Origin of the sequence: Paractinoplanes tereljensis (assembly GCF_016862435.1) — a bacterium.
Taxonomy (GTDB): Bacteria; Actinomycetota; Actinomycetes; order Mycobacteriales; family Micromonosporaceae; genus Actinoplanes; species Actinoplanes tereljensis.
Map to the genome: position 1 here is coordinate 103,005 of NZ_BOMY01000030.1, position 19,826 is coordinate 122,830.

At 70.2% G+C, this 19,826-nt stretch carries 14 protein-coding genes; 5 read left to right on the top strand and 9 right to left on the bottom strand.

All coding sequences use genetic code 11. The features are described 5' to 3' along the window. Nucleotides 1-27: 27 nt before the first annotated feature. Complete coding sequence (locus Ate02nite_RS21435) at nucleotides 28-1,440, top strand: hypothetical protein (RefSeq protein ID WP_203808264.1); 1,413 nt, start codon at nucleotides 28-30, stop codon at nucleotides 1,438-1,440. On the opposite strand, the gene Ate02nite_RS21440 is transcribed toward Ate02nite_RS21435, so the two are convergent. From Ate02nite_RS21440 to Ate02nite_RS21450, 3 genes are read right to left on the bottom strand one after another with little or no spacing between them, the layout of a single operon-like run. Then, nucleotides 1,384-2,832 carry a hypothetical protein gene (locus tag Ate02nite_RS21440; protein WP_203808266.1) on the bottom strand — a complete coding sequence of 483 codons (1,449 nt, stop codon included), beginning with the start codon at nucleotides 2,830-2,832 and terminating at the stop codon, nucleotides 1,384-1,386. The genes Ate02nite_RS21435 and Ate02nite_RS21440 overlap by 57 nt on opposite strands. Then, entirely contained in the window at nucleotides 2,829-4,139 is a 1,311-nt protein-coding gene (locus Ate02nite_RS21445) for a hypothetical protein (protein WP_203808268.1), read from the bottom strand. The genes Ate02nite_RS21440 and Ate02nite_RS21445 overlap by 4 nt, the downstream gene beginning before the upstream one ends. Nucleotides 4,140-4,174: 35 nt before the next feature. Next, on the bottom strand, nucleotides 4,175-7,306 hold the full coding sequence (locus tag Ate02nite_RS21450; RefSeq protein ID WP_203808270.1) for a hypothetical protein: 3,132 nt from the start codon (nucleotides 7,304-7,306) through the stop codon (nucleotides 4,175-4,177). Between the two features lie 94 nt (nucleotides 7,307-7,400). On the opposite strand from Ate02nite_RS21450, the gene Ate02nite_RS21455 reads away from it, so the two are divergent. Then, nucleotides 7,401-9,227 (top strand): glycoside hydrolase family 5 protein, encoded by a 1,827-nt coding sequence (locus Ate02nite_RS21455; RefSeq protein ID WP_203808272.1) that lies wholly within the window; start codon nucleotides 7,401-7,403, stop codon nucleotides 9,225-9,227. Between the two features lie 64 nt (nucleotides 9,228-9,291). Here Ate02nite_RS21455 and Ate02nite_RS21460 read toward each other — a convergent pair whose 3' ends face one another. Beyond that, nucleotides 9,292-10,659: a cation:dicarboxylate symporter family transporter gene (locus tag Ate02nite_RS21460; protein ID WP_203808274.1), complete on the bottom strand. Its 1,368-nt coding sequence runs from the start codon at nucleotides 10,657-10,659 to the stop codon at nucleotides 9,292-9,294. An 87-nt stretch (nucleotides 10,660-10,746) separates the two neighbouring features. On the opposite strand from Ate02nite_RS21460, the gene Ate02nite_RS21465 reads away from it, so the two are divergent. Together Ate02nite_RS21465 and Ate02nite_RS21470 are read left to right on the top strand one after the other, a co-directional pair. Continuing rightward, nucleotides 10,747-12,231: a sensor histidine kinase gene (locus tag Ate02nite_RS21465; RefSeq protein WP_239147569.1), complete on the top strand. Its 1,485-nt coding sequence runs from the start codon at nucleotides 10,747-10,749 to the stop codon at nucleotides 12,229-12,231. Then, nucleotides 12,228-12,905, top strand: a complete 678-nt coding sequence (locus tag Ate02nite_RS21470; RefSeq protein ID WP_203808279.1) for a response regulator — start codon at nucleotides 12,228-12,230, stop codon at nucleotides 12,903-12,905. The genes Ate02nite_RS21465 and Ate02nite_RS21470 overlap by 4 nt, the downstream gene beginning before the upstream one ends. Here the strand turns inward: Ate02nite_RS21470 and Ate02nite_RS21475 are convergent. Next, nucleotides 12,902-16,621 (bottom strand): NB-ARC domain-containing protein, encoded by a 3,720-nt coding sequence (locus Ate02nite_RS21475; RefSeq protein WP_203808281.1) that lies wholly within the window; start codon nucleotides 16,619-16,621, stop codon nucleotides 12,902-12,904. The genes Ate02nite_RS21470 and Ate02nite_RS21475 overlap by 4 nt on opposite strands. A 62-nt stretch (nucleotides 16,622-16,683) precedes the next feature. Here Ate02nite_RS21475 and Ate02nite_RS21480 point away from each other — a divergent pair, with 62 nt between their 5' ends. After that, complete coding sequence (locus tag Ate02nite_RS21480) at nucleotides 16,684-17,391, top strand: GAP family protein (protein WP_203808283.1); 708 nt, start codon at nucleotides 16,684-16,686, stop codon at nucleotides 17,389-17,391. 7 nt (nucleotides 17,392-17,398) lie between these two features. Here the strand turns inward: Ate02nite_RS21480 and Ate02nite_RS21485 are convergent, their stop codons facing one another. The 4 genes from Ate02nite_RS21485 to Ate02nite_RS21500 form a co-directional block, all read right to left on the bottom strand. Beyond that, nucleotides 17,399-17,815 (bottom strand): hypothetical protein, encoded by a 417-nt coding sequence (locus tag Ate02nite_RS21485; protein WP_203808285.1) that lies wholly within the window; start codon nucleotides 17,813-17,815, stop codon nucleotides 17,399-17,401. 11 nt (nucleotides 17,816-17,826) lie between these two features. Then, nucleotides 17,827-18,621 (bottom strand): PhzF family phenazine biosynthesis protein, encoded by a 795-nt coding sequence (locus Ate02nite_RS21490; RefSeq protein ID WP_203808287.1) that lies wholly within the window; start codon nucleotides 18,619-18,621, stop codon nucleotides 17,827-17,829. 61 nt (nucleotides 18,622-18,682) lie between these two features. Then, nucleotides 18,683-19,267 (bottom strand): hypothetical protein, encoded by a 585-nt coding sequence (locus tag Ate02nite_RS21495; RefSeq protein ID WP_203808289.1) that lies wholly within the window; start codon nucleotides 19,265-19,267, stop codon nucleotides 18,683-18,685. Continuing rightward, a complete protein-coding gene (locus Ate02nite_RS21500; RefSeq protein WP_203808291.1) occupies nucleotides 19,264-19,791 on the bottom strand; it encodes an RNA polymerase sigma factor in 528 nt (175 codons plus the stop codon). The genes Ate02nite_RS21495 and Ate02nite_RS21500 overlap by 4 nt, the downstream gene beginning before the upstream one ends. Nucleotides 19,792-19,826 lie beyond the last annotated feature (35 nt).

Here is a 19,826-nt window from a genome sequence, read left to right on the forward strand (position 1 = left end):
CTGTGCGGGCTGTTGCGGAATCCGGCGGTGTCTGAGGCCTTGTTGCTGGAATTGCTGGAACGGCATCCGGTGGCGATGGCTCGTGAGCTCTGGCGGCGGGACGAACTGCCGGTGGTGGTTCAAGAGACCATGTGGCGGCATCCGGCGTCGGGGGTTCGGGCGGCGGTGGCCGGGCATCGGTCGGTGGAGCCGCGGATTCGGGAAGCGCTCGTTGACGATCCGGAGCAGTGGGTCGCGATCGCTGCGGGAGGTCGCCGGGATCAGCGTTCGATCGGGGCGGACGCGGTGCGGCGGCTGCTCGTCCGGATTTTCGACGGCACCTTCGACGAAATCCGGGGGCCTCGGGATGACGTGCTGTTCGACCTGTTGTCGGCGGAGGATGGGGTCCTTCGGATCGCCACCGGGCATCCGGACGTGCGGGTTCGCCGGTGGGCGGCCCGGTTCGCGATGGTGGACTCGCCGCTGCTGGGGGACAGCGACCCGGAGGTGCGGGCCGTCGCCGAGGCCACCGTCGCCGAGCGGCTTCGACTGCGGCAGCCGGGGGAACTGCCGGATCGGATCTGTCATGGCACCTGGTGGGTGTTGCAGCAGCCGATGTCGGCCGAGCTGATCGACCTCGTCGTGGCGCGTGACGTGCCGGAGGAGCTCGGGTACGCCGCGCGGCAGCGGGGCTTTCCCGCTGATCTTGCGGCGACCCTGCTGGAGCATCCGCATGCCGAGGTGCGGGCGGGCGTCGCGCAACGAAAAGACCTGACCGACGAGCAGCTCCGGCGGCTTGTCGCGGACCCGGCCGTCGAGGTTCGCACGGCGGTCTCGGTGCATCCGGGGCTGACCGAGGAGCAGCGGGACCGGCTCGACGTCGATCTCACCCTGGACGTGCTCACGCCTTGGCACGGGGAGGTGTCGGCCGGGTGGGCGCGGTCGGTCAATCCGCTGCTGCGGCGCCGGGCGGCGGGCGGGCCGCCGCTGCCCGACGACCTGGTGGCGGTGCTGGCCGAAGACCCAGAACCGGGGGTACGGCTGATGACCGCGCTGCGTCAACCGGCCGCGCCTCCCGCGCTGCTGCTGCGCAGCTTCCTCGACCTCGACGGGGACTTCCGCCGGTTGGTCTCTCACTACCTGGTCGCCTGGGATCGGCTTCGGGAGCTTCCGCGATTCCCGGGCGGTGGCCTCGCCCGGTTCGCGGATCACGCTGATCCCGCCGTACGAAAGCTGGTTGCTCTTGATCCGGACGCGGAGCCGGAGTTGATCGCCGGGCTGTTGGCCGACCGGGATCCTGGGGTTCGGAAGGTGATGGCCGCCTGCCCTCGGTTGGCCGCCGAGCGGATTGTGGCGCTGCTTGACGATCCCGAGCTGGGTGAGGACGCGGCGGCCAACCCCGCGCTAGACCTTGGGGATCTTCTCGGTCGCCTCCAGGAGGAAGCGGATCAGCGCTCGTAGGTCGTCGGGGAGCACCGGCATCGGCAGGAACGTGACCACGCGGTCGGCCAGGGCGTCGGCGACGGCGGCCGGGTCCGTTGAGGAGCGGGTGACCACGCTCTTGCCGTCCTTCCACGTTCGTTCCTCGGCTACGCCCAGGATGGTGGTGACGATGGCGGTTCGTTCCGGCAGCAAGCCGTCGACTATGTCGTACTGCTTGCCGTCCAGCAGCAGCTTGCCCAGCGCCTTGCGGGCGTCGTCGGAGGCCAGCTGGCCGAGCACGTCGACCGAGCCGGCGTCGCCCGCCTTGAACTGGCCGGTGAAGACGATCGCTACCTTTCCCGTCGCCTCGTCTACCAGCAGGATCGTGTCGTCGTAGAACTGGGCGAAGCTCTTTCCGCTCTTGTTCAGGCCGCGCACCGGCGTACGGCCGACTCGGACTTTGTAGGCCGCACCGGCCTTGCTCTCGGCGAAGGCCGCGGCCCGCCGCAGTTGTTCCTCGAAGAGGCGCCGGTAGGCGCCCTTCTGGCCGATCAGCTGGCCGAGCAGTCCGACGTAGATGTTGATCCGGCCGGCGATCTGCTCGGCCAGTTTCTCGGCCGGCACCGCGGCCTTCGGCACCGGGTTGCAGCGGGCCAGGGCGGTGCCGAGGATCTCCAGGTCGTCGGTGGTCAGCCAGGACTGCAGCCGGGCGTAGACGTCGACCATCGGGTCGGTGGGGCTCAGGCGGTTGAAGCGGCCGAAGAAGCTCTCCACCACGGCCAGGCCGTCGGCGGTGGTCCGGGTGCGGTCGAAGCCGCGCATCACGGTTTCGACGGCCTGCACGATCCGGTTGCGCTGCTTGGCCGGCAGGCCGGCGGCCAGCACCGCGTTCTGCAGGTCCTTGGCGGCCACCGCGATGTCGCCGGGCGCGTCGAGCAGGCAGGACCGCTCGAACGCCTGCAGCGCGCGGGCGACCCGGCCGTCGCGCGCGGCCAGTTCGTACAGCCTGTCGAACGCGGTCTGCGCGGTGGTCGCGGCCCGTGCGGCCTGGGCCACGGCGGCGCGGGCCGGCGGCGGTGGGTATTCCACGTCGAGCCGCCGCCGGACCGCGGCGAGCAGGCCGTCGCGGCTCTTCGCGGCGGGCGTCTCGCCGACGGTCTGGCGCAGCCAGGCGCGGGCCGCCGCCTCCTGGTCGTCGGAGAGCCGGCGCAGGGCCTCGTCGACGTCGCGCCGGGCCGCCTTCACCGCGGCCTGGCCGGGGTCGGCGGCCGGCAGCATCCGGGCGATGCGCACCCGCAGATCGAGGTGGACGAAGGCGGCGGCGAAGTCGGGGTGGGCGCGGCAGAGCGCGTCCAGCGGGCTCGCGCCGAGCTGGACCGCGCCGCGCCGGACGCTGCGTACCAGGGCGGCGAGAATGCGCTTCGGGATCATCGGACCAACCCGGCGGCGAGGGGAGCCAGGACGGTGACCGAGCCGGCCAGCTTGCCGGCCGGCAGGGCGCCGGCGACCTCGCCGACACACTGCAGGGCCAGCTTGAGCTTGGAGGGTTCCACGCCGAGGGACTCGGCCGGGTCGAGCGAGCAACGGTACGCGTCGGCGTCCCGCAGATAGGCGGCCCACGCCTCGAGGATGCCCTTGGCCGCCAGCACCACGTCGGCCACGATCGCCAGCGGCGGGGCCACCAGGTGCAGGGTGAGCAGGCCGCCCATCAGGCCCAGCGCCGAACCGAACTCGTCACCCAGCGCCGGGTCGATGCTGTAGTAGACGTCGTGCACGGCCTGCCCGGCCGAGCTGGGGCCGGGGCCGTACATGTCGCCGACGGCGTCCGCGAGCACCTGCTGGAACGCCCACGGGCCGAACTTCGGGTCGAGCAGGCTGGGCAGCCCGCCTTTCATGCCCCGGGAGCGCAACTCGGCGGCCAGCCCGGCGGCCGGGCCCTGCTCGTGTTTGGTGTGGCGGTCGTGCCAGACCTCGGCCCGGGTGCTGTCCCGGACCGCCTTGACCGCCGTTGACGTGGCGGTCAGCGCCTCGACGATCGCGGCCAGCAGCTCCTTGTCGGTGGGCTTCTCCTTCAGCGGCATCCGGTAGAGCACCGGGTGGCCGGCGCCGAGGCGGGCGCGTAGGGCGGCCAGTTCGACGCCGCGGGCCACCGATTCCTGGACCTCGCGGGCTACCTTCAGCACGTTGCCGGAGAGCAGCCCGGGCAGGCCGCCGGACACGGTGATCAGGGTGGCGGCCAGGGCCGCGTACGCGTCTTTTTCAGCAACCGAGGCCTCGGCCGAAGCCAGCTCGGTTACGGCGGCCCGGAGGGATTCGACCTCGTCGCCCGGCTTGAGGGTCACCGATCGCGGTTTTAAAAAGTCGCCGACCAGGTACCGCTTCGACTCGGCGAGAATCTGCGCCTCCGACGCGTCGAGCCGGCGCAGCGCGATGGCCCGGGCCACCTCCTCGACCACGGCCAGATCCTTGGCCACCTCGACGGCGAGCCGCTCCCGGGCGGCCCGCCAGGCGGCCAGCGCCGGCTCGGTCTCCTCGGCCAGGGCAAGGCCCGCGCCGGGGTTCTGCAACGGACCGAACCGGGTCCGCTGGCCCGTGCCGACGTTGGTCTCCCGGGCCGTCTTGAGCCGGGCGGTCAGCAGGGCCAGGGTGCGCTCGACCCAGGACCAGCCGCCCAGCAGGTAACCGCTGCGGGCGATCTGGTCGATCGCGACGGTGTCGCCGACCGGGAGCACCAACATGGTGCTCCCGTCCGGCATGGTGATCCGAGCGGCCACTAGTCGTTCTCGACCTTGACCGCGAACGAGTTCGGCGGGGTGAGCGGGTCGTCCAGGTCGCCGGCGGCGATCCGGGCGGCTCGCCGGTCGGCCTCCAGTTCGGCGACCCGGGCCTCGGCGACCGCTCGCCTGGCCTCGGCCACCCGCAGCTCGACCAGGTGGTCCTCCAGGGCCTCGCAGTCGCCGCGCCACGACTCCACCGAGATGCCGGGAGTGGGCAGGATGACGGTGTCGGTGGCGATCCGCTCGCCGGACGCCTCGGCCTCCTGGGTGGCCTTCTCCATCTCGGTGGCCAGGCTGGTCACCACCTTCATCAGGGTGGTCTCGGCCAGCGGGGCCAGCGGGATGGCGAGGTTCGGGCCGTCCGAGGCGACCACGTGCGGCTCGAACATGCCGATCTTGAGCTGCGGGGCGCCCTCCATCAGGCGCTGCAGCTGCTCGCTCGGCGGGAGGGCTTGGAACAGCACGTACCGGTAGTAGTCGCGGTGCTGGTTGAGGTGGGTGAGCAGGGTCTGGCTGCGCTCCCGGGCCGAGCCGATCATCTCGGCGCCGAACTTCATCTCCAGCTTGTCGGCGATCGTGGTGGTGGTCTGCTCCTCGCCGGCGGCGGCGACCACGGCCGCGGCGGCCTGCTGCCCGGCGCCCTCGGCCTCTTTGGCCTCCCAGTTCTGGAACGCGGTTTTCAGCTGGGCCAGCGCGCCGGGGATGCCACCGTCCTCGACGTCGTAGATGCCCTCCTTCTTGCCGTTCGGGTACCAGAACGTGCCCCAGTCCCAGAACACGTAACCGGGCATCGAGGTGATCCGCAGGGCCAGCCCGGCGTCCTCCTTGTCCTTGTCACCGACCCCGCCGAGGCCGTCCAGGGCGGGCGCCGAACCGGCCGGCGGCACCGCCGACAGCAGCGACCGGGCCGCCTCCGGGGTGACGCTCGCGCCGGCCAGCCGGTCGAGCTCGGTGGTCAGGCCGGTGCCGAACTTCGCGCCGACCAGGCGCTTCCACAGCCAGCGCTGGGCCGCCGACAGCTCGGCCGAGGTGGGGGAGCGGTGCGCGGCGATCGAGGTGAGCGCGGCCTGCACGTCGACGCTGGTGAACTCGCCGGCCCGGCGCTTGAGGTCGGTCAGGATCGCATTCACCGTCGCGGTGTACGGGTTGTCGGGCTTGGCCGGCTGGTTGGTGCCCGGCTTCTCCCGGTGCCGGTCCAGGTCCTTCTCCTTCTTACCGGCCACCGCGAGGTTGTGCAGTTCCTCGGCCGCCTGCTTGTACGCCTCCAGCGTCCGGCACGCCTCGAACCCCTCCACCAGGGCCGCGTCCAGCAGCCCGTTGCGCAGCGTCGCCTCGTTGACCCGCACGTCCAGCTCGGTGAACGTGCTGATCTCGACCGGGTTGGGCACCAGCACCACGATCCGCACGCCGGCCTTGTTGAAGACCAGGTTGATGTCGTAGTGGGCGAGCACCTCGTGGAAGTTCATGGTCAGCGTGTGCCCCTGGTTGGGGTTGCGGATGGTCCGCACCACGCTGGTCCGCTGCTCGGTCTCGATGCTCTCGGTGATGGTGGTGACCCGCCGCGAGCGCACCCGGGTGGCGGCGTGGCTTGTCGACTCACGCACGTGCTGGGTGGACGACTTGGTGGCGTTGGCCAGGCTCTGCGCGTTGGACACCTCGCCGCCGACCTGCACCCGGATCGACGCGACCCCCGGCGAGTAGGAGGCGTCGAGCGACCCGTACGCCTGCGCGTCGAACTCGTTGGTGCTTGTCACCTCGCGCATCACGTCCTCGGTGTCCCGGGTCGAGGAGGTGTAGTCGAAGGACTGGTCGATGTCGGTCTCGGCGCTCTGGATCAGCGATTTGGACCGCCGTTCCCAGCTGGACACGGTGATCGTGGTTTCCTCGCCGGGCGCCATGGCCAGACTGGAGATCAAATTGCCCCGGGTGAACCCGGTCAAGGTCCAAGTCTGTTTCCAAGGCAGGAGTACGGCCACCGGCAGCCCGACGGTCGACAGGTCGATGAGCCCGTTGCCGGTCGACGAGGTGTGCTTGATCGGCGGCGGCCGGAACGTGCCGGTCTTGTCGCCGTCCTTGCGCATCGAATACCGGTCCGCGTCCCGGGTCATCCGGCGCAGGTCGTGGGTGACCTCGAGCTGGTTGATCGGGCGGGCCCGGCCGAGCATCCGGAACCCCTCGGGCAGCAGCTCGTCCTCCCGCGGCCAGATCAGCTTGACCTCGTCGTCGCCGGCCCGGGTGGTGATCTGCTCGCCGCGGCGCAGCGCCCGGATCTCCTCCGGACCGAGCTGCAGCACCAGGCCGCCGCCGCTGGTCGTCGGGATCACCGGGTAGGCCAGGAACTCGGCCAGGTCGGCGATGCCCATCGCGGCGGTGGCCGGCCGGGAGTCGCCGGCCCCGATCGTGTTGACCTGGGCCAGCCCGGTCGCCACCCCGTCCTTGGTCGCGGTGGCGGTCACCGTGCCGGTGGCCAGCAGGTCGCGGATGCCGTTCTCGTCGAGGGTGACGGTGCCCAGCTCGGTCTCGATCTGCCGGCTGGCCAGCACCTGGTCGAGCGAGCCGGCCTCCAGGTTCACCGCCTGCATCGCGGGGTTGAGCCGGACCACCGCGCTCTTGCCGTCGGCGGTGGCGACGGTGAGCACGCTCTCGCCCTGCCGGAGCCGGCCGGCCGCCTGCGCGCTCAGATCGACGTTGAAGGTGGCGTTGTCGATCTTGATGCTGCCGGTGCCGATCACGTGGTCCACGTCGGCGATCGCGAGCGACAGGTCGGCCTGGCCGGTGACCGCGCGGCCCGGGTCGACGCCGGAGGCGATCACGTTGAGGCCGATCGACGGGGCGGCGCCGGCGCCGGCGGTGGACAGCGGGGCCGGGCCGGTCGCGGTGTTGCCGTTGAGGCCGGCCTTGAGCGCGACCCGCTGGGTGCTGGTGATCCGGGCCGGGGTCTCGACGATGTCGCCGCTGGTGTTCAGCACGATCGGGATCGAGACGGTGCGTCCGGTGCTGGTCACGGTCTCGTTGTAGAGGCGGATGAACTGGCCGAAGCGGAACTCGCGCGTCACGCCCCAGGTGGGCAGCTTCGCGGTGCAGGAGTCGCCACCGAGGATCGGGGTGACGGGGTTCTCAGCAGGCATGAGGCACCATACGTTGATCGGACGGGCAAGATCTGTCGTCAATCCGCCCCCGGGATCTGGGGTTTTCCCCGGTGTGCGAGTTGAATATCTGCACATGTCGATGGTTAAGGCGTTGCTGATTCCGCTGCTGCTGGCGGGCCCCGCGCCGGTGCAGGCGGCCGAACCCACCTGGGCCGCGCCACTCAGCACCCGAGGGCGCTACATCGTGGATGCGAATGGCGAGCGATTCAAACTGAAGTCGGCGAACTGGCACGGCGCGAGCGGCACCTGGAACGGTTCCGGCGACGTCAACGTCGACGCGAACCATCACGCCGGGGAGAACTCCCGGCGCATTCCGATGGGCCTCGACCGGGTGTCGATCGAAACCGTGGTGAACGGCTTCAAGGACATCGGCATCAACAGCGTGCGGCTGCCCTTCTCCGACGAGATGCTGCGCGACACCCAACCGGTCACCGGCGCCGCCGATCCCACCCTCAACGGCCTGACCCCACTGCAGGTGTACGACCGGGTAGTCACGTCACTCACGAACGCCGGGCTGGCCGTGATTCTCAACAACCATACGAACACCACGAAGTGGTGTTGTGGGGTCGACGGGAACGAACGCTGGAATGCCTCGCAGACCACCGCGGAATGGGAGGAGAGCTGGCTGACGATGGTGCGGCGCTACCGGGACAATCCGCGGGTCGTCGGCGCCGACCTCTACAACGAGGTGCGCCGGAACGTGCTTGACGACCCGAACTGGGGAGGCGGCGACGACCACGACTGGTTCGCGGCGTCGCAGCACCTCGGCGATCGTATTCTGCGCGAGGCCAACCCGAATCTGCTGATCATCGTGGAGGGCATCAACTGGACCGGGATCCCGGTGGACGGATTCGCGCACGGGCGGCCGACGCTGACTCCGGTCCGGACGCTCTCGCACACCCTGGTCACCTCCGGGAAGCTGGTCTACTCGGCGCACTTCTACGACTACACCGGGCCCAATCACAGCGGGGCGACCGGGATCGGCGAGACGAGTGATCCGCGCTATCGCGACTTCTCCCGGGACGATCTGTTCACCGTGCTCGACCGGGATGCCTTCTACGTCTCCGGCACGCCGGACCAGCATTTCACCGCGCCGGTGTGGATCAGCGAGTTCGGGGTCGACGCGGGCTCGGCCCCGGGCTCGTCGCAGCGGCAGTGGTTCGCCAGCTTCACCGACTATCTGATCCAGACCGATGCCGACTTTGCCTATTGGCCTGCGGTGGGCTGGCTGGATAACCGGAGCGCCAACAATTGGGCGCTGCTGTTCTGGGACCGGTCGGGCGGCTTCGACTCCGTGAAAAGTGATTGGCGCTACGACGCGTGGAGTCGCTTGACCACCTCCGGAAAATCCGGATATATCGCCCCCACCGCGCGCTGGTCGATGCTCAGTCCGGACCGCGGTGACTTCGTGGCCTCCTCGCTTCTGCGCGACCGGCCCGACTGGGACTCCGGGGCCCGCAAGGCCGCCTGCCCCGACGGCCAACGACTCATCGGCATAGCCGACAAAGGCAACCGCGGATTGTGTACGGACACCGGCGGCGCCTCGTCGTGGACGAATTACGAGGTCGTCAAGGATGAGCGATATGTGAGCACGGACTGGGCGTCGGGGTACACGAAGTTCCAGTGCCCGGCCGGTGCGCTGCTCGTCGGTTACGCGGTTCGGGGGGCGGCGATGTCGAGTGCTCTCTGCGGTTACGCCAATGCCCCGGCGAGCTCCGGCCGCACGATCTGGTTCGACCGTGGCGACAACCGGCCGGCCGGTAACCCGGGTGGGGACTTCGCCACCGGCTATTACAAGGGTCAGTGCGCTGTTGGTGAATACGCGGCCGGAATCGCGTGGACCGGCCGGATCGGCTCAGCCCGTACACCTGATGCGGTTTTCTGTCGTTCTTTGGTTTGAGAAAGAGGCCCGGCCCCTTGCGGGGCCGGGCCCGTGCACTGTCCGGAGGCGGCCGGACAGCGGGTCAGGACTCCCGGGTCGCCGCTGTCGTTTCCTTTTCGGGAGCGGGCGTCTCGTCCTCGTCCGGGTCGAGCATTGTCGACTCGTCGAACGGGAGGTCGCCGGCCAGCACGGCCTGCGCCTTCTCCTTGTTGATCTCGCCGGTCCAGGTGCCGACCAGCACGGTCGCGACCGCGTTGCCGGCGAAGTTGGTCAGCGCCCGTGCCTCGGACATGAACCGGTCGATGCCAACGATCAGGCCGACGCCGTCGACCAGGTCGGGCCGGTGGCTCTGCAGGCCGCCGGCCAGGGTCGCGAGCCCGGCCCCGGTGATCCCGGCCGCACCCTTCGACGCGATGATCATGAAGACGAGCAGCGAGATCTGCTCGCCGACCGACAGCGGATCGCCCATCGCCTCGGCGATGAACAGCGACGCCATGGTCAGGTAGATGGCCGTGCCGTCGAGGTTGAACGAGTACCCGACCGGCACCGTGATGCCGACGACCGGCTTGCTGATGCCCAGGTGCTCCATCTTCGCGATCAACCGCGGGAGCGCCGACTCCGAGGAGGAGGTCGACAGGATCAGCAGGAACTCCCGGGCCAGGTAGCGCAGCAGCAGGAAGATGTTCATCCGGGCGAACGCCCAGAGGATCACCGCGAGGATGCCGAACACGAAGATCGCGCAGGTGAGGTAGAAGCCGAGCATGATCTGCGCGAGGCTCTTCAGCGCGTCGACGCCGGTCTCGCCGACCACGGCGGCGATCGCGCCGAACGCGCCGATCGGCGCCAGCCACATGATCATCGCGAGGATCTTGAAGACGACCTTCTGCAGGAGCCCGATGGCCCGCAGCACCGGCTCGCCGGTGCGTCCGAGTGCCTGCACCGCGAAGCCGACCAGCAGCGCCACCAGCAGGGCCGGCAGCACGTCGCCCTCGGTCAGCGACGAGAACAGCGTCTTCGGGATGATCCCGAGCAGGAAGTCGCCCACCCCCTCGTGGGCGGCGCCGCTGGCCTGTTTCTGCCCGGCCGCGGCCGCCGCCTCGTTCAGGTGAAGTCCGGCGCCGGGGTGGATGATGTTGCCGACGATGAGGCCGATCGCCAGCGCCACCGTGGACATGACCAGGAAGTAGCCGAGGGCGAGCCCACCGACCCGGCCGACCTTGGCGGCCTGCCTGATCGAGCCGATGCCGAGCACGATGGTGCAGAAGATGACCGGCGCGATCATCATCTTGATCAGGTTGACGAAGCCGGTGCCGAGCGGCTTCAGCTCCTTGCCGACTTCCGGGAAGAGCAGGCCGACCGCGATACCGGCCAAGACGGCGACGATCACCGCCAGGTAGAGGAAGTGTGTTCGGTCCCGCCGGACCGGTGGGGATGAGGTGTCGGTGCTCATACCGCAGAATGTGGCCCAGGTCTCACCCTGGGGGCACCCTTGCGTTCATTCTGTTCACCGGCGTGGAGCATCGCCCGTCAACTGTTCGTGTTACAAGTGCTGGTGGTCACCTGCCTGGTCGCGATCGGCACGACCGGTGCGGCGCTGCTCGCCCGCGACGACGCCACCCAGGCCGCCATCGACCAGGTGACAAGCATCGCCGAGGCGGTCGCCCATGCGCCGACCGTGATCGCCGCGGCGCAGACCCCGAAACCGTCGGCCGTGCTCCAGCCGTACGCCGAAAGCGTCCGCCTGGCCACCGACACCGACTTCATCGTGGTGATGGCCATCGACCGCACCCGATGGACCCACCCCACCGTCAACCTGATCGGACAGCCCTTCATCGGCACGATCGCCGGCGCCCTGGCCGGTGGGCGCGTGGTGGAGACGCACGCCGGGTCGCTGGGCGAGTCGGTGCGGACGGTGGTCCCGGTTCTTTCTCCGGCCGGCGCGGTGCTCGCGCTGGTCTCGGTCGGCATCACCACCGACGCGATCAACAGACGCCTGCTCGGCCGCGCTCCCGCCGTGCTGATCCCGACGGCGCTGGCGTTGCTGCTGGCGGCGGCGGGTTCGTGGTTCCTCAGCCGGCGGCTGCGCCGCCAGACCCACGGCCTCGGCCCGGCCGAAATGACCAGGATGTACGAGTACCACGACGCCGTCCTGCATTCGGTACGCGAGGGCCTGATCGTGGTGGACCGTGCCGGCCGGGTAACCCTGATCAACGACTCGGCCCGGGCACTGCTGGCCGGCTCGGTGGAGGACTTGCCGCCGGAGCTCGCCGACCTGATCGCCACCCGAGCCGAGGTGACCGACGAGCCGATCCTGGTCGGCGACCGCGTCCTGGTGGCCAACCAGCGCGTGATCCCGTCCCAGGGCCACCTGGTGATCACCTTGCGCGACCACACCGAGCTACGCGCCCTGACCGGCGAACTCGACTCGGTCCGCGGCCTCACCGAGGCGCTGCGCGCCCAGGCCCACGAGTCCGCGAACCGCCTGCACACCGTGCTCACCCTGGTCGAACTGGGCCGCAGCGACGAGGCGGTCCGCCTGGCCACCGCCGAGCTGGAGGTAGCTCAGCAACTCACCGACCAGGTGGTGGGCGCGGTGAGCGAGCCGGCCCTGGCCGCGTTGCTGCTGGGCAAGTCGGCCCAGGCCGCCGAACGCGGCGTCCAACTCGAGGTCGACGAGGCGTCGTTTCTGCGCGAATCGACGCTGGCCGGCCGCGACCTGCTCACCGTGGTCGGCAACCTGGTCGACAACGCGCTGGAGGCGGTGGCCGGCACCCCGCCACCCCGGAAGGTGAACGTGCTGGTCGTCTCGGAGGCCGGCGAGGTGCGGGTCCGGGTGAGCGACACCGGCCCGGGCATCCCCGACCCAGCCGCCGCCTTCCGGCGCGGATGGACGACGAAGGAGGGCGGGAGAGGCGTCGGCTTGTCGCTGGTCCGGCAGGTGACCGAGAGGTACGGCGGTGCCTACGAAGTCCAGTCGTCGGCCGGCAGTGTGATCACCGTACGGCTACCGGTGACGTCATGATCCGGGTCCTGGTGGTCGAGGACGAGCCGCTGATCGCCGAGGCGCATGCGGCTTTCACGGCGCGCATCGAGGGCTTCGAGGTCATGTCGGTGGCGCACACGGCCCAGCAGGCGATGGCCACGTTGCGCACGGTCCCGGTAGACCTGATCCTGCTCGACCTGAACCTGCCCGACATGAACGGGCTGGAGTTGGCCCGCGCCTTGCGATCGGCCGGCATCGGCACGGACGTCCTGGTGGTGACGTCGGCCCGCGATCTGGCCGCGGTGCGCTCGGCCGTCTCGCTGGGCGTGACCCACTACTTGCTGAAGCCGTTCACGTTCGCGACGTTCCGCGAGAAGCTGCTGGGCTACGCCCGCTACCGAAGCCAGCTGCTGGGCGCCGGCCAGGCCCCGGCCCAGCACGAGATCGACCGTGCTTTCGCCGCGCTACGCGGTTCCTCCCCGGATTCCCTGCCAAAGGGCCTGGACCAGAAAACGCTGGACCTGGTCCTGGCCGTCCTGCGCACAGATCTCGGCCCAGCCGGCCTGTCAGCAGCCGAGGTAGGCGCCCGAATGGGCGCGTCTCGAGTGACGGCCCGCCGCTACTTGGAGCACTTGGCCGAGACGGGCCAGGTGGTCCGAAGCCCACGATATGGCGGCCCAGGCCGCCCCGAGGTGGAATACCGCCGGGTCTAGATCTCCAGCATGATGACCGACAAGCCGGCGACGGCAATGCGCGAACCAGCCCAAGTTACCGATTGAAGCGGCTGCCCGAGCGGCAGTCGGTTGACAACGGCCTCAAGGTCAATGTCCCACAGGACGACCGTGCCTTCCTCTCCGACGGTGGCAAGCAGCCGTCCGTCCGGGCTGAACGCCAAACCGTTCAGCGCGGCGCCGTGTCCGGGCAGCCGGGCGCGCCGCTTGCCAGTCGCTGAATCCCACAACAACGTCGCTCCGTCAAAGCCAGTGCTTGCCAGCAGTCGGCAGTCAGGGCTGAACGCCACCGCATTCACTGCACGGGTGTGTCCGTCCAACCGAGCCCGCCGTTCGCCGGTGGTGGGATCCCACAGCAACACCGTGACGTCGTTGCCTGCGGTAGCCAGGAGACGGCCGTCCGAGCTGAACGCCACCGCGTTCACCCAGGCGGTGTGTCCGGTCAGGCGGGCCGCCCGTTCGCCAGTGGTGGGATCCCACAGCAACACCGCAGTGTCGGTTCTGCCCGCAGTGGCCAGCAGACGGCCATCCGGGCTGAACGCCACCGCATTCACCGCGCCGGTGTGTCGGGCCAGCCGAGCCTGCGGTTCGCCGGTGGTGGGATCCCACAAGAACACTGTCGCGTCGTTGCCGGCGGTGGCTAGCAGCCGCCCATCCGAATTGAACGCCGCCGCATTTACCCCGCTGAAGTGTCCGTTCAGAGTCGCCAGCTGCTCGCCCGTAGTTGGATCCCACAACGACACCCCCGTGCCTGTTCCGGCAGGGGCGCTGGCCAATAGTTGCCCGTCCGGGCTGAACGCCACGGCCCTGACCCGACCGGAGTGCCTGGCCGATCGGGCGTGTTCCTCGCGAGCGGTGGGATTCCACAACGACACCGTGTAGTCGTCGCTGGAGCCGGCCAACAAGCCGCCGTCCGGGCTGAACGCGACCGCGTTCACCGCACCTGTGTGTCCTCCCATCCGCGCCAGCTGCTCGCTGGTGTTGGGATTCCACAGCAAGACCGTCCCGTCGTGGCCGGCGCTGGCCAGCAGGCGGCCGTCCGGGCTGAAGGCCACCGCGTTCACCCAGGCGGTGTGTCCGGTCAGGCGGACCGGCCGTTCTCCGATGATGGGATTCCACAGCAAGACCGTCCCGTCGCTGCCGGCGCTGGCCACTAAGTGGCCGTCCGGGCTGAACGCCACTGCATTTACCCCACCGATGTGTTGGACCAGCCGAGTGTGCTGGTTGACGCTGGTGAGTTCCCACAGCAACACAATGCCGTCGTGGCCGGCGCTGGCCAGCAATCGGCCGTCCGGGCTGAACGCCACCCCGTTGACATGGCCGGCGTGCCCGCTCAGCCTGGCCTGCTGGTTGCCGGTTGCCAGGTCCCACAGCAACACCTCCGCGCCATCGCCAGCGGTTGCCAGCAGTTGGCCGTCCGGGCTGAACGCCACCCCCTTTACCCAGTGGGTGTGACCGGTCAGTCGAGCCCGCTGCTCGCCGGTCGTGGGGTCCCACAGCGACACTGTTGCGTCATTGCCGGCGATGGCCAGAAGCCGGCCGTCCGGACTGAACGCCACCCCAGCCGCCCCGTCCGGATGTCCGGTCAGCCGAGCCCGCCGCTCGCCGGTGGTGGGATCCCAGAGCAATACCGCCCCGTCATCGCCGGCGCTGGCCAGCAGTTGGCCGTCTGGGCTGAATGCCACCGCCCTCACCCAGCCACTATGCCCGGCGAGAGTCCGAAGCGACGCCTCCGGCAACGGCGATAGACCCCACCGAGCGTGTAGATGGTGCGGTGGCAGAAACAGACGCAAGCGACCTGTCGCCACGATGCTGTCAGCGTCATCAAGCCAGCAGAGCAATGTGGTGGCGACGTCGTCGATAGCCAGGTCCGTGAACAAATGTGCGTGTCGGCCCAGCCACCGCCGCAACGAAGCGACGGATGACGCGTCGGGTATGGCTTCGGTCGCAATGTTGAGATCGGCCTCCACGGCATGGGTTCCGTGATAGGCGATTCGGCAGGCAAGAAACGCAGCGTCGGTAACCGTCGCCTGCATATCGGCCCGACTGCCGGCCATGCGTAGATGGCGGATCAGGTGATTCCAGATGTACGGCTCGTCGGGTGGTAGCTGCCACCATCCGTCCCGGCCGCCGTCCGGCAACAGCCGACGATAGCCGGCCAACAGGTCGCCATGAAGGACCGCCAGGTCCTCGGCCTGCAGGACCAGGTAGTCGTGCTGCAGATCGTGGAAGGTGACCTGGTCGTCGACCAGTCGAAGAAGTTCGGCCTGCGCCAGGGCGTTCAGGTCGGCCCGCACCGCGTCCGGTGTCCCGCCCCAAAAGCTGGTGATCGCCTGGATGGGGATCGCGGTGTCAGGCGGATAGACGGCCAGGTTGATGTAGGCGTCTCGGAGCGGAGCCGACAGGGCTGCCGTGGCGACCTGCATCGCCTTGAAGGTGTTCGCGTAAGGATGGTCGAGGAAGGTTTCCTTGCCGCGCTGCAGTTCGGCGGCCAGCCTCGGCCAGCTCATCCCGCCTCGAATCGCGGCGCCCACCAACGCCAGCGCCAACGGCACCCGCCCAGTCGCCGTCATCACCGGCCCGGCCTCCAGCGGCAGGGCATCGACCGTCGTGCCACTGATCCGGGCCAGCAACTGCCGAGCCGCCGCCTCCGGCAGCACCTCCACCTGCTGCACCCGGGCACCCACGCCACCGAGCACCCGCTCATCCCGGCTGGTGTAAAGCACCCGCCCCTGCGGACCGGTCGCCCGGAACGCCGCCGCGTCCGCCTCGCTCCAGACGTCGTCGACGACCAGCAGCACGCGCCGCTGCGCGAGGATCTCCCGCAGTAGGCGCAGCCCTTCGCCGGCTGAACGCACCTCCACCCCGGACCGGCCCAGCCGGACCAGGAGATCCACCTGCACGGCGACCACATCGGCCCGCTCGCCGACGGTCACCCAGAACACGCCGTCCGGGAAATAGGCCCGCACCCGCTCGTCCCACGCCACCGCCGAGGCCAGCACCGATTTCCCGATCCCGCCCTGGCCGTGCAGCCCCAGCGCGGCCGCGTTCCCGGTCACCCCGACCGCGCCCGTCTCGGTCTTCACCACCGCCGCGAGCAGCGGGTTCAGGTCCTCCCGCACCACGTAGCCCGGCGGCAGCGGCGGCGCGCCGTCCACCGCCCCGGGCCGAACCGAGCTGACCAGCGTCTCGGCCACCGAGGCACCCGTCCTGGGTGGCGTCGACTCCATCTCCGGAGGCGCGGAGGCCTCGACCATCCCGATCAGGCTGCGGCAGACGCGCACCAATCGCCCGTCGCGCTCCGAAGGCGAGTCCCCGCCGCGGTCGAGCGGGCCATCCCGCCCCGGATCATGCGCCCACTGCACCCGCTGCAGCACCGGCTCGTAGTCCCACAGGCACTCCCGGACCAGCACGGGCGCCAACGGCACCCCGCGCGCGACCAGGGCCGGCAGTTCCTCCTCCATGATGAACCGAGAGGCCAGGAAATCGGCGCTGACCAGCAGCACCGCCGACCCGGCCCGGTCGATCGCGCGACTCAGCCCGCGGTGCCAGTCCTCGCCGACCTGCAGAAAAGGATCGGCCCACAGCACCAGCCGCTTGTTGCGCACCAGTGGCGCCAGCAACACCTGCAGCCGATCCAGCCAGGGCCGGTCGGCGTGGCTGTAGCTGACGAACACCACGTCCCGTCCCTCGTCCACGCCCGGATCCTCCCAGCACCGGCGCCCCACAGCCACCCGCCGAACCGGGCATGATGGGCGCCGTGGACGCCGTACTGCTGCTGTCTCTTGCTGGTTTGGCCCTTGTCGACAGCACCAGCATCGGCACCCTGTTCATTCCGATCTGGCTGTTGCTGGCGCCGGGCGGCATCCGGGCCGGCCGGCTGCTCACCTATCTGGGCACGATCGCCGCGTTCTACTTCGTCGTGGGCGTCGGGCTGGTGGTGGGCGGCACCCGGATCGCGTCCGCGTTCGGTGCGGTCTCCGCCAGCCGGCCACTGCTGATCGTTCAGCTCTCGGTCGGCGTGGTGCTGTTCGTGCTGAGTTTCTGGGTGGAGCGGCGCAAATCGGCCGCGGCCGCCGCGGTCCTGGCCTGGCGCGACCGGGCCGTGACCGGCGCGTCCGGCTCGGGTTCGCTGACCGGGCTGGCCGTGCTGGCGGCGCTGGCCGAGGTGGCCACCATGCTTCCGTACCTGGGTGCGATCGGCATGATGGCCACCGCCGACCTGTCGCCGTGGCAGGTGCCGCCGCTGCTGGCCGCCTACTGCGTGGTGATGATCCTGCCCGCGCTGGCCTTGTTCCTGCTGCGCCGGTTCGGCCCCGCGTGGGTCGAGCGTGTCTTGGCCCGCTTGAACGCCTGGATCCTCACCAAGGGCAACACCATGCTGAGCTGGCTGCTCGGCATAGCCGGCTTCCTGGTGGCCCGAGACGCCGCCGCCCGTCTATGGTTCCCCGAGCTCATGGGCGGCTGAGCGCGGATCAGCCGGCCAGGCCGATGTCCTTCCTGATGGTGCGCAGTGACTGCATGCGCAGCAGGGCGGGGGTGATCGGGATCAGGGCGACCGCCACGAAGGACGCGATCATCGCGAACTCGATATCGCCGCCGTAGCCGCCGAGGCCGGATTCGCCGCCCAATACCCGGAGGCACAGCCACTCGGCGCGGATCGCGCACACGATCAGGGCGAGGTAGATGACGACGAGAACCCAGCGGGCCGCCGCCAGGGCGACCGCCAGCCGGGCCGCCCACCGGGTCGGGCGTTCGCGCACCAGGGCTCGCAGGAACCGCAACTCGGAGTCGTAGGAGCGGTGGATGGTGAGTATCTCCAGGGTGGCGGCGAACGCCAGGACCGGCAGCGTCTGCGCGGTGACCGACGCGAGACTTTCGGTGAGCGTCATGCCGCCATGGTTCAGGCCGCGGTCAAGGTTCCGTCCAGGACGGTGACTGCTCGGCCGGTCAGGTTGACTCGGTTGCCGCGCAGGGCGGTTTGCACGACACCGGTTCGCGCCGACACCTGCAAGCCGACCAGGTCGGTGCGGCCCAGCCGGTTCGACCAGTAGGGCGCCAGCACGGTGTGGGCGCTGCCGGTTACCGGGTCCTCCGGAATGCCGGAGGCCGGTGCGAAGAAACGCGACACGAAGTCATGGGTGGTCCCGGGGGCGGTGGCGATGAAGCCGCGCAGGCCGGTGGCGGGGCGCAGGGCGGCCAGGGCGCGCATGTCGGGGCGCAGGGCGCGTAGCGCGGCCTCGTCCGGCAGGACGGCCAGCAGATCGCCCAGCTGGTCGGCGCGGTGGATCTCCTGCGGTGTCACGCCGAACGCCTCGACGAAGCCGGCCGGTGCGGTCGCCGCGACCGGCGGCGCCGCCGGGAAGTCCAGGGTGATCAGGCCGTCGTCGGCGACCCGGGCGGTGAGGATGCCGCTGCGGGTGTCGAAGCGGTGGGTGCCGGCGCCCAGTGCGTGCGCGGTGGCCAGCGTCGCGTGGCCGCACAGGTTGACCTCGGTGGTGGGGGTGAACCAGCGCAACGCCCAGTCCGGGCCGCCGGCGAGCGGATGCGCGAACGCCGTCTCGGACAGGTTCAGCTCGGCCGCGACCTGCCGCATCCACGTCTCGTCGGGCCAGGCATCCGCGTCCAGCAGGCAGACGCCCGCCGGGTTTCCGGCGAAGGGCCGGTCGGTGAAGGCGTCGATGATTCGAATCCGCATGCCGAGGACGCTACGGAGAGCGTCCCCGGCCCGTCGACGGCCAATCCCGAGGTGCTGGCTGTCAGAACGCCTGCTCGTACAGCGCCAGCAGGCCCGGAGCGTCGGCCTCGCCGCTGTAACCGCAGATCAGCACCGTGCCCGCGCTGGCCGCGACCAGGTAGCTCTTGCCGGTCTCGAACTTGCCGCTGCCCATCAGCGTCTCCGAGCTGTCGCCCTGCTGCTCCACCTGCACCGTGCTGGCGGCCGCGCCCTTGTAGACCTTGCTGACCTGCAGGGTGACCAGGTCGCCGATGCCGGTCACGGTGCCGGCGAAGGCGAAGTCGGCGTTCTCGGCCAGCGTTGCCGCCTGCGGCTCGCGGCACTTTGCCTGGCCACCGGCGGGGGCGGCCAGGTGCACCGGCGCGGCGGTGGGGAGGGTCGGCGTCGGCGATGAGGACGGGCGGAAGACCAGCCAGCCGGCGCCGGCCAGCAGCAGGACGGCCGCGGCGGCCAGGACGGGCAGCAGCCGGCGCCGGGCCGGAAGAGCAACAACATCAGCGGACATGGATTCCTCCAGAAGTCGGGAAACTCGGTCGGGAGGCAGCGGCGCCAGCGATGCCGCCGGGTCCGTGCGACGCAGGCGGTTGCGCAGGTCGTCGTCGGTCATGGCCTTCTCCCTTCGGTCGACTCCTCATGTCCGGCGCCCGCGCCGGTCTTTCGCAACTCGTCGCGCAATCTCTGTTTGGCCCGGTGCAGGCGGATGCTGGCGGCGTTCGCGGTGATGCCGAGAACGGCCGCGATCTGCGCGGGAGCCAGGTCCTCCCACGCCCACAGGCGCAGAATTTCGGCGTCCTCGCCGCGCAGGCCGGCCATCGCGGTGGCTAACTCATCGTCGGCCGCTTCCGGCGGCCGGACCACAAAATCATCAACGGCCGCGATGCGTACGGCGAGCCGCATCTGCCGGCGCTGTGCCCGCTCGGCGTTGGCAAGACAACGGCGGGCCACACCGTACGCCCATGGCAGGTACTCGCCCGGCATCTCATCGAGCCGCCGCCAGCAGATCAGCAGCGTCTCGGAGAGCACGTCGTCGGCCGTCGCCGGATCGGTGCGCCGAGCCAGATAGCGCCGCACCGCATCGATAACGGCCGGCGCCAGCGCCTCGAACCGTTCCCGGCGATCCTCGGAAGTCACAGATTCCACCCTCGCCTATGTCCGGCACCGCCCCG

Excerpts from the sequence above, each read along its gene's own strand:
- Ate02nite_RS21490 (WP_203808287.1), bottom strand. The coding sequence starts at position 18,621 with ATGCGGATTCGAATCATCGACGCCTTCACCGACCGGCCCTTCGCCGGA.
- Ate02nite_RS21485 (WP_203808285.1), bottom strand. The coding sequence starts at position 17,815 with ATGACGCTCACCGAAAGTCTCGCGTCGGTCACCGCGCAGACGCTGCCG.
- Ate02nite_RS21440 (WP_203808266.1), bottom strand. The coding sequence starts at position 2,832 with ATGATCCCGAAGCGCATTCTCGCCGCCCTGGTACGCAGCGTCCGGCGC.
- Ate02nite_RS21455 (WP_203808272.1), top strand. The coding sequence starts at position 7,401 with ATGTCGATGGTTAAGGCGTTGCTGATTCCGCTGCTGCTGGCGGGCCCC.
- Ate02nite_RS21495 (WP_203808289.1), bottom strand. The coding sequence starts at position 19,267 with ATGACCGACGACGACCTGCGCAACCGCCTGCGTCGCACGGACCCGGCG.
- Ate02nite_RS21450 (WP_203808270.1), bottom strand. The coding sequence starts at position 7,306 with ATGCCTGCTGAGAACCCCGTCACCCCGATCCTCGGTGGCGACTCCTGC.
- Ate02nite_RS21445 (WP_203808268.1), bottom strand. The coding sequence starts at position 4,139 with ATGTTGGTGCTCCCGGTCGGCGACACCGTCGCGATCGACCAGATCGCC.
- Ate02nite_RS21460 (WP_203808274.1), bottom strand. The coding sequence starts at position 10,659 with ATGAGCACCGACACCTCATCCCCACCGGTCCGGCGGGACCGAACACAC.
- Ate02nite_RS21470 (WP_203808279.1), top strand. The coding sequence starts at position 12,228 with ATGATCCGGGTCCTGGTGGTCGAGGACGAGCCGCTGATCGCCGAGGCG.